A 14,981-nucleotide genomic window follows, 5' to 3' on the forward strand; every position below is an offset into this window, starting at 1 on the left:
AGGCCAGCTTGCTAATTACTAACTACTTAGTTCTATATTGGTAGAATGGAGGGTGTCAAGGAGTTTAGAACTATATGATTCAAAACACTGCCAGGCCGCGAGGAAGACCGCGCAGCTTCGATGAGACGGGAGCGATCGATAAGGCGATTCAGGTGTTCTGGTCGAAGGGCTATGACGGAGTGACGATTGACGATCTCGTCGTCGGGATGGGCGTGGGACGGCCAAGTCTGTATGCCGTCTTCGGGGATAAGCGGGCGATATTCTTACGCGTCCTTAGAGCATACGCAGAAAGGAAGGGCGCATCAGCCGCGAAGGCACTCTTCGCGCCGCCGGATCTTCGCGACTCAATTGCGGGCTTCCTGAGATACAACGTCGAAAGTGCGACCGAGAAAGGATCCGCCCGGGGCTGCCTTCTATTGTGCGTCGCGCCGCTTGTGAACGACGCTGAGGTTCAGCGTTTCCTGCAGAACGCAGCCATGGGCGGCGCGGCGCTGCTGGAGCGCCGTTTCCGGGACGGGATCAGCGCAGGTGAAATTCCGTCTGACTTCCCCGTAGCCGCCCGTGCCATCCAGGTCGCGGATTTAGCCCGTGGGCTGACCATGCGGGCTCATATAGGAACGCCACGCAAGACGCTCCTCAAAGATGCTGAGGAAGCGACCGACGTGGTGCTCCTGCCGCGCCGCGTCTGACGAGTTAACGGAGTCAACTCCCTCCTACCGTGGCGGTCGGAGCTCATCCGGAGCAAAGCGCAAAGACCTATACAGTGCGATCGCTGCAGGTTTCGCGGCCTGACCTCCTGCGGTAGGAGCACCATCACGATCCCCAGAACGCGCCGTGGGTGCGATTGTGCGAACTCGCCGCCAGTCGCGTGCGCTACGGTTATCGCCGGCTCACCGTGCTGTTGAAGCGCGAGGGTTGGGAAGTGAACGCCAAATGCATCTACCGGATCTACATCGAAGAGGGTCTTATCGTGCGCACCCTGAAGCGCAAGCAATGGGCGCAGCGACAGCGTGTGCCGCTAGGGCAGGACGAATCGAAACCACGCAGGCCGAACTTTCCTACCTCCTGCGGCTTAGTTCCCGGGCGGGTCAATCGGAAGCCCATTCTTGAATACACGGCGGAAGACTACGGGCACTCATCTCCACCAACCTCGAAAGGGATCGAGATGCTTCCGGCACAATAGCGATTAGTAAAACGAATTCTTTCTCCGCATAGCTTTCGAGCGACAACACTTCATATTGCCACGTCCTCCGCCAAGACAGGCGACGGTCTCGGCACGTCAACATTTATCAATTGTGCGACCGCGCTGAACGGGGCTATCGCCTTGAGGAGCATCTCGTCGTACTCTTGTTGAGGATCTGAAAGGTAAGTTATAGCTCCGCCCACTCCGATCTCCGCATGGTCCTTGTCGATGACAATTGTACGGATAACTATGTTTAAGTCCGCGGTGCCGTTGATTGAGAGGTAACCAATCGCGCCAGAATAGACGCCCCGTGGTTCACCCTCAATGTCGTTGATGATCTCCAAAGTTCTTCTTTTGGGTGCGCCCGTCATCGACCCGCCCGGAAAGCAACGTGCTATACATTGCGATACACTCCCTTGCAGATCTCCGCGGATGGTGGAGACTAACTGGTGCACCGTAGCGTACGATTCAACCTTCATAATGTCAGGCACGGTAACAGTCCCCGGAACACAAGATCGACTCAAGTCACTGCGAAGGAGATCTACGATCATGAGATTTTCGCTGAAGAAGCGCTTATCACTTCTCAAGCGGTCCTTATTTTCGGCATCCCGCTCCGGATCGGGATCGCGTGGCATCGTGCCTTTGATCGGCCGCGCCTCAACCTGGCCTCGCCGATCTATTTTTAGGAAGCGCTCCGGCGAACTGCATAAGATGCTGCATTGTTCATCTTTGAGATAGCAGGCATATGGCGCAGGATTGATCTCACGCAGTGTCAGGTATGTCTCGAAGAGCTGGGCATTGTCTGTTGCCTGCGTCGGCACCCGCACGCGATTTGTAAGACAGATTTCGTACGAGTCTCCAGCCTCGATCTTTTCCTTGCATAATGCTATATTCTGCAGATAACACTCTCTATCACATAGCAAATAGGGCTCGATCGACTGTGGTTGGCACAGTTCGACACGACGGGGGATGCGCGTCGTCGTAGAGAGAGCTTCCAGCTGTTGACCAACACTGTGCAACCACGCAGTTGCGCTTGTTGCATCTCCGACATGCAAGGCACACACAATAAACAACACCATTCGCATGATCTATGGCAAGAAACCGATCTGAGAACATCAGCCGGGCGTCTGGAAGGCCCGCAGGTTTACCATAAACATGCTCGGTCACGGCCATTAGCTCGTAACCCAGATACCCGACGTAGCCGCCACAAAACTCGAACGGCAACGCGGGGGGAGCCAACAACGTAGACTCGCTTAATCTGGTTTCAAGGAACGTGAAAATGTCCTCGTCATGAATACTTGATTCCCCGGATGGATATCGTACCGTAGTTGCTTCGCTTACGCGATAACTCAACATGTGTGTCAGTGGCCCGCTATCATCTCCCATAAAGGAGAAGCGAGCGTATGTCTCATCAGCACGACTAGAATCCAACCAATAACTATGCTGGGACTCAAGAAAGAAGTGGCGAAAAATATTTGCCACCGTAGCATCGGTCCTGACTCTACTAACAACACAGTCATACTTCACTTTTCGCAATCCTTAAAAAGTTATTCATTAGTGTCTCTCCATGCTCGGAGCAGATGGATTCGGGATGAAACTGAACTCCAAACATCCTTCGCGTAGTGTGCTGAATTCCCATGACTAGGCCATCCTCAGTCCACGCGGTAACCTTTAGGCTTTCCGGAAGACTGTCCGTCACAATCAGAGAGTGATATCTCACCATCTTGACTCCCTGGGGAATCCCTTCAAACAGACATGTGCCGTGGTGATAAATAGACTCTGTGAGTCCGTGGACCGGAACCCTGGCTCGCGCCACATTACCGCCGAAGACCTCCGCTATTCCCTGATGCCCCAGACAAATGCCAAGAATAGGCCTATCCAGCCGGGCCAGAATATCCGAAGACACTCCAAAATCCTCACGTCGGCGAGGATGGCCCGGACCAGCAGAAAGAATCACGCAGTCTACTGGACTCTCCGTAATTTCTGCGAAGCTTAACTCGTCGTTCTTGACGACGCGGGCCCTCGAACCGGAAACACGGTAGATCAAGTCGTATAAGTTATAGGTAAATGAATCATAGTTGTCGACGAGCAGAATATTCATAGGCACCCTCTAGTCTGGTCGAAAGCAGCACTCATTGAAGATTGAGATTACCCTCTTCTTAGCTGAGTGAATGAAACAATAATCTCCATCAATGAAGTAAAGACGAATTCCAGCCGATGTCTCTTGTCGCCACCCTTCAGCCTGACTCTTGGTCGCGAACGATTCATCAGGTACCACTCAAAACGTCGATTGGTACCGGAACAGACTGGCGCCGTGCGTCAATTGTGTGATTTGCGAGCAGTCCACTATCTGCACGAACCACTCGTATCAACAATTCCATCACCTCATTATCCCGCAAACTTTCCTTAGGTGTGCCATTGTAATCATCCAGTGCCCTCAAGAGGGCGTTGTCGTCCAGCTCGTGAAGGCGGATATCCTCACTGCGCATTCCGGGGCAGCACTGGCCGCGACCAACAATCGCTGCGGAAGACTGAGGCCGGATGCCATGCGTAGACGGGTCAACTCCCATGCAAGCATCCTCCCATGCTGTAGCCAAAGAAGGCCACCGGCAAATCATCTAGTCTTGCTATACATTCCCTTTGCTCTTCAACAGCCTCTTCTCGGCTTAGGCCCTTGTAATCATGGTCTCCGGCGAGCCATATCTCCCCGATCCGAGCGTCTCCCATAGCCTCACAAGTATCAGGATCGACAATCAACACCTTTTCGAGAAGGGGGTTTTTCAGTTGCAACAACTTGTCTACTAGAAGGTCCACCCTCGCGTCCGTCAGAATCGACAGGCGCAACGTGCTGCCCCCATCCCCTATCAACGCACGACATCTTCAGCGAGCCCAGTGTGTACCGGATGCTCTGGAAGTGCAATTCCCCGAACGCCACCGCGCTCTTCTCCAAAGATTGGCTGATGCGGGGCTCCACATCAATCCCGGGCGTTCTTCCTAGGCGTTCCTTCATGAAGAGAGTCCTCGGATGGAGGAACCTGGTTTCCTTTTTGCGAGTAGAGACACGGTATGCTTTTGCTATCCCGCCGGACGCAAGCAGTCCTGAGCGGTAGGCGCTGCTATACGGAATCGAGGACTTCACGCCACCTCGCGGGGGTGATCACGCCCTCCACTTCAAAGGCCGTGCCAGAATGACCTCCATTTGATGCTCCGCAAGCCAGAAAAGCTCTTGCAGCGCCCCTAGTCGCCTCAACATCATCATTTTCCTGCCATTTACTTCGGTACCTTAATAACGCGATAGCTAGACAAGCACTGCATGAAGGACGCCTCGAAGAGAGTTACAAATCATGATCTCTTCCGCTCGCGCCAGTTCGCTGAATGGCAACACTCGTTCGGCAGCTCCAAACTTTGGATCATCCAGCAATACTCCTCTCATAATTCCGGGTAGCAGCCCGGAGCTGAGTGGGGGCGTCCAAATACTGCCGTCAATCCGCAGAAAGACGTTCGTACGCCCACCCTCCGTCAACTCTCCACGCTCATTGGAGAACAGCATGTCAAAGCCTCCGAGACCTTGTGCAAGCTGCCAGCCTCGGTCGTAGTCGCCACGCAGAGATGTCTTGTACTGCAAAAGCGGATCCAGCGAGTTCCTAGGAAGAAACCCCAGATCAGGTGCGCGAAAAATCTTTACTGGTTCGTCGCGCAGCGGCTCGATTGGCACGCTCTGCAGATGAATTTCACCAGATCTCTTCAGGGAGAGTCTTACTCGATGCGGCACTCCATGAGTTAGGCTTGCCTCGAATTGCCGTACTTCGTCATGCAACCGAATGATATCGCACTCAAAGCCCAGATCGCGCGCACTGCGTGTAAGCCTACCCAGATGGCGATCTAAATGACGAAGTCCGTCCGTCGAAGTACCATACATAGTCTCAAACAGCTCGAACTCCGGCGATTCAATAATCTTGTTCCCCACGAATTCTGCCACCCCATACTGTCTAATCTCTGGATGCAGTTTACTGCGAAATCATGGCAGAACGATTGGAGCGATGCGGCACCAACCTTCTCCTCAGAACATGAGCATTGTGAAGACAGAACCCGGTGCCTTCGCGAATCATTCCTTGGTTCAGGAATAAACATCAGTGGTGTGGGTTTCACCAGAAGAGAACGCTCGCTCTGACCTCTCAGACGGTAAGGACGTCATCTGATCTGCCTAACGATTGTCGGGCGCTGCAAGCTTGGCATCTCTGACTAACGACAAATGTTCAAAAGGGAATGATTAAACATGAGCGAGACCAAGTGTCCGATACCATCAGGTATGAGTTTATCAGCGTTAGATCCGACGTTTCGCGATCAGCCCAACGAGTACATTGACCAGCTCCGATCCTTCGAGCCTGTGTATCGAGATCGAGAATTCGACAGGGTGGTGCTGACTCGTGCTGAGGATATCGACATGGTATTAAATCACCGCGCGCTCGCCAAAGATCCGCGCAAATCTCGTCCTGGTTCATACGCGCGCATGATAGATACGATCGATGAAAACTATCGGCCGAGTATGCTATTCGCGGACGATCCGGACCATAAGCGCCTACGCAGTCTAGTAGCCAAAGCATTCAACCTGCAATCCGCCGATGCTATGCGGCCGCGAATTCTCGAAGTAGCGAATCGCCTTTTGGATGGCATTCCCGATCCGCGGCATTTCGACGTTGTTGAGGTTTATTCAAACCCGCTCCCGACAATTGTCATTGCCGCTGCGCTGGGCATCGACGAGTGCGATCAACAAGACTTTAAACGCTGGTCAGACAGCCAGGGCCACGTTTTCAACCCTCGACGCACTAAGGAGGAGTCCGCTAACATGGCATCGGGGCGTGAAGCTCTGCAGCAGTATTTTGCCGAAATAATCAAAAAGCGTCGCAAAGACCGTGGAACGGACCTCATCAGCAACCTTATATCGGCCGAAGAAGACGGCCAGAAGCTAACCGAAGCCGAAATCATCAGTTTATGCTACTTGCTCCTTATCGCGGGAAACCTCACAACGACTGATCTTATAGGGAATGGCGTGCTGGCGCTCCTCAAAAATCCGGATGAGTTGGCCAAGCTGCGGGCACAGCCAGAACTGACCCGTAACGCAATCGAAGAAATTCTACGGTATGACTCGCCAGTCACCACTGCCAGTCGCATAGCTACCAGACCTATGAACATCGGTGGAGTGGATATAGAAGAGGGTCAACCTATTACGCTGCTCCTGTTTGGAGCAAACCATGATCCCTCGGCGCACCCTCATCCTGGCAAATTCGATATCGCGCGACCTGACGCATACCACTCATCTTTTGGCGGGGGCAGTCACTTCTGCATAGGAGCGCCGCTGGCACGCGCGGAGGCGCAGATTGCCATCCCATTGCTTTTCGCCAGGTTTCCGAAGCTTCGGCTCACGCAAGGTGAGTTTCCCGCTCGCAAATCTTTGGTAAGCCTCAATGGAATCAGGACGCTGTGGGTGGACACCGATTAGATCTGGATAAAATTGAAGACTAACGCCCCACCGAGTTCTCCACAGATACCTATGGCAACAGAACTTGTGAGGCGTAAGGCCATCAATCGCCGGGCACAAAAATACATCCGACTGGTCGTTTTTATGAATCTCGAAAGAAGCCAGTTTATCCAATGCAACTAGGAGGGCAATATGCCTAATGATAAGAAGGTGGCGCTCATTACGGGCGCGAACCGTGGAATTGGATTTGAGACAGCTCGCCAACTAGGACAGAAGCACGTGACGATTGTAGTCGGCGCAAGAAGTCTCCAATCGGCGAAGGAAACCGCCGATAAGCTTGCTGCTGAAGGCATTGATGCGTACCCAGTGGTTCTTGACGTCACTAAGGACGCGGATCGCAAGGCTGCCGCCTCGTTCGTTGCCGAAAAGTTCGGCAAACTGGATATTTTGATTAACAACGCAGGCATCGGAGGCGATGGCGGACTCCTAAACGCTCACACCATCTCGACGAGTGAAGATGAGCTCCAGAGAGTGTTCAATATCAACCTCTTCTCCGTCGTCGCTGTCACACGCGAGTTCCTTCCGTTGCTGGAGAAGAGCCCGGCAGGTCAAATTGTTAATCTCTCGAGCATCCTCGGCTCCTTAACGCTGCAGTCGATGCCCAACAGCCCGATTGGGCCAATGAAAGCTTTTGCCTATAATGCCTCCAAGACCGCCCTGAATCAGTTCACCGTTCACCTCGCGGCCGAGTTGAAGGACACGAACATCAAGGTAAACTCGGTTCATCCCGGATGGGTGAAGACCGAACTCGGCACCCAGCACGCTCAGTTGGAAGTGGCAGATGGTGCCAAGACCAGCGTCGAAGTTGCTCTGCTCGGACTGGATGGCCCCAACGGCAAATTCGTTCACAACGGTCAAGAACTCCCTTGGTAAGTTCTGCCTTATGCTGCGCGGGGCGACAAACGTTTCTGTTCTGCGCAGCATTCCTCCTTCGAGGAAGGGTTCTTACGATGGTCGCCCGGCCCATTTGGAGTCGGAGCCGCCAGTTGGCATTTGTCCATGTCACACTATCAAAGACTGGCAAATCGGGATCGATATGAGCAAAGGAACAGAAACCCGCAATCGGATTATCACCAAGGCAGCTCCCCTCTTCAATAAGAAGGGATTCGAGGGCTGTTCGATGCAGGACATCGTCCAAGTAGTTGGATTAGAGAAGGGCAGCCTTTATGGTCACTTCGCCACAAAGGAGGCTCTGGCTCTTGCCGCTTTTGAGTTCGCGTGGGACGAAACATGCGCCGCACGCCTAGTCAGAATGGACACAACGACTAATGCAATCGAGAAACTCAAGATTCATGTCGATAACGTTATGTCCTGTCCCTCGTTCCCTGGCGGTTGCCCGCTATTGAACACGATTATAGATAGCGACGACGGCAATGCTACCCTGAAAAAAGCTGCCCGAGAAGCTTTGAAGCAATGGCGGATGCTGCTGGTGACGATCATTGAAGAGGGCCAACGCCAAGCACAGGTGAGGCCAGAGATTGTTCCGGAAGAAGTGGCTGCGTTACTCATCTCTCTCCTCGAAGGTGCGATGGCTCTGGATCGCCTTGATAAGAAGACCGGCTTTCTTCAAAATGCCGGACGTCATTTGAATTTCTATCTCGATTCGATCAGTATGGCGCATTGAACTCTCGCCAGATTCCCACACCGAAAAATGTGAAAGCATTGCCCTGCCGAAGCAACCTGCATTTCTGAGGAGAGACGATTCCTCTGCCAGGTCGGTTCGTCAATATTCCCTTTCGATAGGCTCGAGTTCGACTGCACTTCCAATGTCGTTAGAATCCGCCCGAATCTCAGCAGTCGGTTGACTCGACTGGAAAGGGATCCCGTTGTTGAGAGACATCGAGACAGTTTTATTAGTGGCTCCGCGCCACACCTCGAGAAGGTTTCCATCATTTCTGGCTTCCGCGCGGTCGTTTCGGGTTGCAAGGCCGCCACCGCCCACCATTTCTAAAGTGTATTTACTGGACTCGCCATTCTGTCCGCTGGTGCAAACGCCGCCGGAGTCGCTCCAACGGTTACAACTGTCAATATCACAAACATCGCAAAGCGTGATTGCTTCAAGCTTTGGGACTTCCTACCCATTTATTACACATTTTTCTGAGGTCCTTTCTCTGCAGCCATATGATGATTGTTGTTGAAGCCGCCGACACCATTCGATGGCGGCGGCCTAGCCGTGTGTTTCGCCCTTAAACAGCTCGGGAGAGCTGCTTCTGAATGCCTCCAAGCAGGCCCGGGATTGGGTTTTGGCTGCTATGCACGAAATGGATCTGCCCATTGACAGTTGCAACACCAATGGTCTGCTCAGGCGCATGGCCACGGAGTATTACGGGGGCCCATAGAGATTTCAGCTTCAGGTTTCCAAAGTGGGGACTATACGGAAGAAGTCCAACGTTCGATACCATGACCTCCTCCGAAAAGGCTGCGCGGTTTAACTCTGCACCTTGTTCGACATCCAAATTGGCCGCCATGGCCTCGCTGATCGCTGCGAGCACTGGCGCATTCCCCACCTGTGTTTTAAAGGGACGCAGAGTCTCTTTAATGACCCGTGCCGTCCCCCAGAGATCCCCCATGGAGTTGGTTTCGAGAATCGTGTTGGCTTTCGAGAAAGCAACCATGCATTCATCCTGAAGTCCGACTAAGCGACGTATGTCCACAGGAGAGAAGATACGGAGCGGATTATCTCTCCAGACTGCATCAACCTCCCTGCCAGCAGCAGCGACCGCCGCACAAATGATCGCGTGAATCGTCACGCCTTCCCTATGAGTACGCTCCCGTAATTCTTCTGTAAGCTCTGCACCGACGACAGTGCTCCTGACGTAGACCGGAGCCTCGACAAAAGTCCTGGCCAGATCATAAGAAAAGGTGACACCTGGCTCCGTCGAAGTTCGGACGGGAACTCCCAGAATTTCGTCCAAAGAACGCGGAAATGGATATGTTGAAAGCGTACCGCCGCCCAACGCCGTCAGGAGATCCCGAAGCATAAAGACTGAGGACATCCCGTCCGCAATCGAGTGGTGCGCAACGAGTATTACGAACGTTCGCTCAGGCTCGTGAATGAGAACAGTGCGCGCCAATGGAGCCATTCTGGGATCAAAGAGCGTGCGCATCTCATGCTCCACCTCCCGCTCCCAGGTTGAGCCTCCTGCGGCGATCCGAAGCGGTATCTCAAATCCATCGGACGCGGTGAAATGAGGGACACGATTCACTCTTGTATCAATGCAGACAGACAACATTGGATGACGAGCCTGTAACGCATCGAGCGCTCTTCGCCAGTCGGCGATAGTGGTTGCCCCTGTCACTTCGCCTATAACGCAAAAGTGCTTTGGGGAACTGTGATCGAAGAGCCACAGAAATTCTTCGACGGCTCCAAGGGGACGGAGAACACGAGGGATTGTAAAGACACTTGTACCGCTTTCCTTTCATTTGAACGGTGATAGACGCGAGTGCCGCCATGGGGAAAGATGATTCGTTCTAGTGGCTTAAAAGAGGCCAGATCCTCGATTAAGGCACAAAGGTCCTCTAACATTCACGTTCGAGCTTGCCCGATGGACCGCAGCGCTCTGTCGGAAATAAGCGTTTTCGTTCTGCTTCGCTCCATGAGCTCTTTTAGCGCGTGAACGATTGATGATGTGCTTCGAAGAACTCAAGCAGCGCGGCTGCCAGTTCACTCGGTCGCTCCAAGAATGTGAGATGACCGCAATCAAGTTCAGACCGGCTCGCCTGCGGAATCAACTGTGCCAAGGCCTCTGAGTAGTCAGGAGGAACGATCTGGTCGTGCTTTGCGGTAATAACAAGCGTAGGAGCCTTGATCTGCGTCGCCGCGTCCCGTATGTCGACGCTCATGTCAACTCGAATTGCCTCGTCAATCATGGACCAATCACTCGAATCGACGAAGCCTTTAATAATGGCTTCAACCGTAGGTTGATCGAAAGCAGCCAGGAAGTGATGAGTAAATCCCGTCGCAAGGATTAATTTCGTAAAGGCGACCCTATCGGTTTTGGCAAGGTGCCGCCACAGATCAAACAGAAGTGTGAGGCGATTATCACCGCCAAATGAGAATCCGGATTGAAGCACGACCGAGTTCACCTTCTCTGGATTTTCCGCTGCGATCGAAACGGCGATCGCGGCACCCAGCGAAGCACCGAACAAGTCGAATCGTTCGACTCCCAGGCTATCGAGCTCTGCAGTAACGCCCAACACGAAATCAGTCAGTGTGGGGGCCTTTGAGGGGCCTTGATCTCTGAAGCGCTTTCCATAGTCGGGTCGAATTACAGTGCGTTTCGGTGATACGACGCTTAGCAGCTGCGACCAGTCTTCTGAATTCCCACATGTCCCGTGGACCAGCACAATCGGAACATCACCCTTGGATCCCTCAAATTTATTCGACATAGTTCGGCCCTCTAAACAGATTGCTTCCTTTCATGTTTTTCGAGGTTAACAGGTTACCGACTGGTCGGTTTCTCCGGAATGACAGACCACAAGAGACATGACAAACAAATGACATCTCGAGTCATGCCTTCCCTGGAACGGTGCGGTCCACCCGACGACGGCCGAGATCGAATCGCCGCTACGCTGTGACCATTCCAAATGCAACGAGAATCTTCGATTGGTATTCATCCATGGCTGCGCCCCTGGGACGCTCTAGGCTTGTCGCTGCGGACGCTGCGATCGCCACAAGCATGCGAGTGGTCGGAATAGAGTTGGAGATGACCTCACAGGAAGGAAGATATCTCTCGCTGCGCTCAAACGCCATGACACAACACCGGCAATTTCGGACGCGACACCCGAAGAACTGACGCTGTATGGGCTCCCTCAAGGGTGTGACTCCGGCGGCCCCAAGGCGGACGAGAACCCCGTCCCGTTATGCCTTTGGTTGCATCCCGCATTCGTTAGAGCAATCACCCGGCCAGCCATAGGAGCGATGCATCACCGTTGTTGCCCAAAAACATGTGCTTAACACACGTATTCGATAGACGGGGTAACGATGCTGCCGAGCACAAGTCGCACTAATGTTTGTAACCTAACCGACCAGTCGGTATCTAAATAACGGGTCCGCGTGTTGGGCCGATCCGGCCAGATGGAGAGCTACGATGTCGCGTTACAAATCCTACGACCATACCACCACCACAGACAAAGCCAAGGAAATGCTGGCTGCTGTCAAGGCGAAGTTGGGCCGCGATCTGGGCATGGCGAATGTTATGGCGAACTCACCGGCAGTACTTGAAAGCTTCCTGAGCTGTCACCACGATATTCGCAGATGCGAAGCTTACCCAGAAAAGGGCATCAATCATGAAACTTCTTCCTAATCTCTTGATCTGCATCGGAACACTCGCGATAACGCTAACCGCAATAGCAAGTGAAAGGAGCCAAAACGTGGACCAAGTTCGCTATAAGACGCAATCGGTAGACGGTGTGAATATCTTCTATCGCGAGGCGGGAGATCCGTCTCGCCCAACGATCGTTCTACTGCACGGATTCCCTTCCTCGTCACACATGTTTCGAGATCTCATCCCGGAATTATCAGGCCACTACCATATCATCGCAGCCGATATGCCGGGATTCGGCTACAGTGACCAACCGCCTGCCGAACGGTTCGACTACACCTTCGACCATATCGCGGATGTAATGGATCACTTCCTGGACGCAGTCAGTGTCAAGAAATACAGCATCTATATTCAGGACTACGGCTCTCCGATTGGGTTCCGCCTCTTCCTGAAGCACCCTGATCGAATTCAGGCAATGGTCACGCAGAACGGCAACGCATATGAAGAAGGATTGAGCCCTTTCTGGTCCGAGTCAATCATCCCGTATTGGGAAGACAAGAGCCCCGCAAATGAAAAGAGGGTGAGGGACCTTCTCACTTTCGAAGTGACAAAGTTTCAATATACGAAGGGATTCAGCCATCCGGAGTATGTCAGCCCTGATAGCTACACATTTGATCAGATGACTCTGGACCGTCCTGGTAACGACGTCATACAACTTGCGCTCTTCTATGATTACCAGAACAACGTAAAACAATATTCGCTATGGCACGATGCACTGCGTAAGAACAAACCTCCCGTTCTGGCCGTGTGGGGGAAAAACGATCCCATCTTTCTTCCAGCCGGAGCTGAGGCTTTCAAGCGCGATGTGCCAGCCGCTGAGATCTACTTTGTAGATTCTGGTCATTTTGCCTTGGAGGAGGCGTCCAGGACGATAGCTGACTACATCCTCGCCTTTCTCGCCAAGAACGTGAAGTGACTGGCAGCATGTTGAGCGTGGCGGGAAAACAGGAGCTATTGAGGTAAGGTGCGTGGCTCTGTCTTGCAAACGGAGATCGATGAAGCCTTAGATATTAGCGAGGGTTAGAAGAGGCCATTTTATGCATGCGAAACTCTATGTAAAGATACCGTTGGATGGAGGGATTGAACTCGGTGCCTGGCTCTTTCTCCCAGATCGAGGAGGACCCCGCCCGGGTGTCTCGATGGCGCACGGCTTCGCGGGAATACAGGAGCATGGCATTGAACCGATGGCTCTGCATTTGCCCGCGCGGGCTTTGTGGTGCTGGTGCATGATCATCGCAACTTCGGCTCAAGTGGTGGTCAGATTCGCGGCGATGTTGATCCCTGGACGCAGATATCGGACTGGCGGCGAGCGATCTCCTATCTCGAAGCAAGGCCAGAGGTCGACTCGGAGCGCTTGGGTGTATGGGGAACAAGCTACGCTGGCGGCCATGCTATTGTTCTGGGCGCTACTGACCGCCGCCTCCGGTGCGTGATAGCCCAAGTCCCGACGATCAGCGGTTTTGAGCAAGGACTCAGAAGGGTCTCGCCTGACATCCAGCTATCGCTCGAAAGCGCATTCAACGAGGACGAAAGAGCTCAACTGCGCGGGCAACCGCCTGCCCGGCAAGCAATCGTGATTTCCGATGCTTCAATTCCCGCTGCATATCAGACGCAGGAGGCAATCGATTTTTTACATGCAGCCCCTACCACAAGGACTCTGGGAGAACGAATTTACTCTGCGATCCATACGAGAAGCCCGGATGTACGAGCCGGGAAACTGGATATCGCGTGCATCTCCCACTCCGCTGATGCTCATCGTGGCACGAGAAGACAGGCTGACCGTCACCGATCTGGCACTCGAAGCCTACGAGCGGGCCCTCGAGTCAAAGCGCCTCGTACTTCTGGCTGGAGGTCATTTTGCCCCATATGTCGAGCAGTTTTCAGCGGCCTCCGCAGCTGCTACTGCATGGTTCGACGAACACCTTATGGCGAGTGATCGAAACGCACTTCTAGAACGTGCTGGATGACTGAGGAGAGAGCATGGCTGCAAAAGAAACAAGCAATGAAAGTCTGAAGTGGGATGTGCTAACGATTAAACGTCCAGGACTCACGCGTGATCTTCCTCGCGGCAAGGAAGATTTGGCTTGGGTGGCGAACTCTTCGACGTTGATTTTTGGAGAACGCGACGGTACTTGTAGACACATTCCTTACAGCCGACCAGTCTCAAATGTTACTCGACTGGGTAGGCTCGAGCGGCAAGGATCTTACCGCTATTTACATGACGCACGGCCATGGCGATCATTTCTTCGGCTTGGTCCCTATCTTGGAACGATTTCCAAACGCACAAGCCTTGGCCACACCTGCCGTTGTCGCTGCAATGCAGGCCCATCTGGCTCCCGATTCAATTGATGGATTCTGGCGACGGCTCTTCCCGGGCCAAATTCCCGACTCATTGACGACCGCTCAGCCGATTGCAGAGCGACAGATTCCAATTGGAAGGTCACGACTTAGTCATCATCGACGCCGGTCATACGGATACTGCGGTATCCACCTGCCTTTATGTACCATCCGCCGGGCTGCTCGTTGGTGGAGACGTTGTCTACAACGGCATTCACGTCTACCTGGGAGAGACCGATCTTCGTACTCGCCGGGATTGGATAGAAACGCTTGACCGAATCGAGAGCTTGAGCCCGACTGCAGTCGTGGCAGGGCACAAGAAGCCGGACAATCAAGACGCTCCGGGCATCATCGCCGAAACCCGGCAGTATCTTCGCGATTTCGACGAACTCAACAGATCGACCTCGACGGCCCATGAGCTCTACGAAGCGATGCTCGCGCGTCACCCAGACCGCGCCAATCCTGGCTCTCTCTGGGAAGCTTCAAATGCGGTGAAAAAGCAACCTTAGCATCGATACCACAACGCATCCGGTCAACCTATCCAGGTGAGGGGATAACTCACAACATCTCGGCGAGGTGGTTGAAGGAGCTTGTATGC

Annotated in this window: 13 protein-coding genes and 4 pseudogenes; 11 read left to right on the forward strand and 6 right to left on the reverse strand. The window is 53.4% G+C overall.

Going from position 1 to position 14,981, the window contains the following annotated elements; genetic code table 11:
* Nucleotides 1-74: 74 nt before the first annotated feature.
* Entirely contained in the window at nt 75-689 is a 615-nt protein-coding gene (locus ACPOL_RS08410; protein WP_114206656.1) for a TetR/AcrR family transcriptional regulator, read from the forward strand.
* A 170-nt stretch (nt 690-859) separates the two neighbouring features.
* Nucleotides 860-965: pseudogene (locus tag ACPOL_RS34585) on the forward strand (IS3 family transposase); the annotation flags it as partial.
* A 268-nt stretch (nt 966-1,233) separates the two neighbouring features.
* On the opposite strand, the gene ACPOL_RS08420 reads toward ACPOL_RS34585, so the two are convergent.
* From ACPOL_RS08420 to ACPOL_RS08445, 4 genes and pseudogenes are all read right to left on the reverse strand, one after another.
* Nucleotides 1,234-2,262: an anthranilate synthase component I family protein gene (locus ACPOL_RS08420; protein ID WP_236657322.1), complete on the reverse strand. Its 1,029-nt coding sequence runs from the start codon at nt 2,260-2,262 to the stop codon at nt 1,234-1,236.
* 46 nt (nt 2,263-2,308) lie between these two features.
* Nucleotides 2,309-2,710 (reverse strand): annotated as a pseudogene (locus tag ACPOL_RS36095) (hypothetical protein); the annotation flags it as partial.
* Nucleotides 2,700-3,284 carry an anthranilate synthase component II gene (locus ACPOL_RS08430; RefSeq protein WP_114206660.1) on the reverse strand — a complete coding sequence of 195 codons (585 nt, stop codon included), beginning with the start codon at nt 3,282-3,284 and terminating at the stop codon, nt 2,700-2,702. The gene ACPOL_RS08430 and the pseudogene ACPOL_RS36095, both read right to left, overlap by 11 nt.
* Before the next feature lie 1,197 nt (nt 3,285-4,481).
* Nucleotides 4,482-5,150, reverse strand: coding sequence for an aminotransferase class IV (locus ACPOL_RS08445; RefSeq protein WP_161557260.1), 669 nt, complete (start codon nt 5,148-5,150; stop codon nt 4,482-4,484).
* Nucleotides 5,151-5,492: 342 nt separating this feature from the next.
* Between ACPOL_RS08445 and ACPOL_RS08450 the strand changes: the two genes are divergently transcribed.
* The 3 genes from ACPOL_RS08450 to ACPOL_RS08460 all read left to right on the forward strand — a co-directional run bounded on the left by ACPOL_RS08450 (nt 5,493) and on the right by ACPOL_RS08460 (nt 8,346).
* Nucleotides 5,493-6,683 carry a cytochrome P450 gene (locus ACPOL_RS08450; RefSeq protein WP_161557261.1) on the forward strand — a complete coding sequence of 397 codons (1,191 nt, stop codon included), beginning with the start codon at nt 5,493-5,495 and terminating at the stop codon, nt 6,681-6,683.
* 171 nt (nt 6,684-6,854) lie between these two features.
* Nucleotides 6,855-7,595, forward strand: a complete 741-nt coding sequence (locus tag ACPOL_RS08455) for an SDR family oxidoreductase (protein WP_114206665.1) — start codon at nt 6,855-6,857, stop codon at nt 7,593-7,595.
* Between the two features lie 163 nt (nt 7,596-7,758).
* Nucleotides 7,759-8,346, forward strand: coding sequence for a TetR/AcrR family transcriptional regulator (locus tag ACPOL_RS08460; RefSeq protein ID WP_161557262.1), 588 nt, complete (start codon nt 7,759-7,761; stop codon nt 8,344-8,346).
* Nucleotides 8,347-8,908: 562 nt separating this feature from the next.
* On the opposite strand, the gene ACPOL_RS08470 is transcribed toward ACPOL_RS08460, so the two are convergent.
* Nucleotides 8,909-9,928: a phthiocerol/phthiodiolone dimycocerosyl transferase family protein gene (locus ACPOL_RS08470; RefSeq protein ID WP_161557263.1), complete on the reverse strand. Its 1,020-nt coding sequence runs from the start codon at nt 9,926-9,928 to the stop codon at nt 8,909-8,911.
* Nucleotides 9,929-10,328: 400 nt separating this feature from the next.
* Nucleotides 10,329-11,111: an alpha/beta fold hydrolase gene (locus tag ACPOL_RS08475; RefSeq protein WP_114206669.1), complete on the reverse strand. Its 783-nt coding sequence runs from the start codon at nt 11,109-11,111 to the stop codon at nt 10,329-10,331.
* A 701-nt stretch (nt 11,112-11,812) separates the two neighbouring features.
* Here ACPOL_RS08475 and ACPOL_RS08485 point away from each other — a divergent pair.
* From ACPOL_RS08485 to ACPOL_RS34600, 6 genes and pseudogenes are all read left to right on the forward strand, one after another.
* Nucleotides 11,813-12,028, forward strand: a complete 216-nt coding sequence (locus ACPOL_RS08485; protein WP_114206671.1) for a hypothetical protein — start codon at nt 11,813-11,815, stop codon at nt 12,026-12,028.
* A 67-nt stretch (nt 12,029-12,095) separates the two neighbouring features.
* Nucleotides 12,096-12,962, forward strand: a complete 867-nt coding sequence (locus tag ACPOL_RS08490) for an alpha/beta fold hydrolase (protein ID WP_236657324.1) — start codon at nt 12,096-12,098, stop codon at nt 12,960-12,962.
* Between the two features lie 306 nt (nt 12,963-13,268).
* Nucleotides 13,269-13,454: pseudogene (locus ACPOL_RS36100) on the forward strand (alpha/beta hydrolase); the annotation flags it as partial.
* A gap of 226 nt (nt 13,455-13,680) precedes the next feature.
* A complete protein-coding gene (locus tag ACPOL_RS34595) occupies nt 13,681-14,013 on the forward strand; it encodes an alpha/beta hydrolase family protein (RefSeq protein WP_236657326.1) in 333 nt (110 codons plus the stop codon).
* A gap of 200 nt (nt 14,014-14,213) precedes the next feature.
* Nucleotides 14,214-14,402, forward strand: a pseudogene (locus ACPOL_RS36105) (MBL fold metallo-hydrolase); the annotation flags it as partial.
* Between the two features lie 76 nt (nt 14,403-14,478).
* A complete protein-coding gene (locus tag ACPOL_RS34600; RefSeq protein WP_236657327.1) occupies nt 14,479-14,892 on the forward strand; it encodes an MBL fold metallo-hydrolase in 414 nt (137 codons plus the stop codon).
* The last annotated feature ends 89 nt before the right edge of the window (nt 14,893-14,981 follow it).

Source organism: Acidisarcina polymorpha, from assembly GCF_003330725.1.
GTDB lineage: Bacteria > Acidobacteriota > Terriglobia > Terriglobales > Acidobacteriaceae > Acidisarcina > Acidisarcina polymorpha.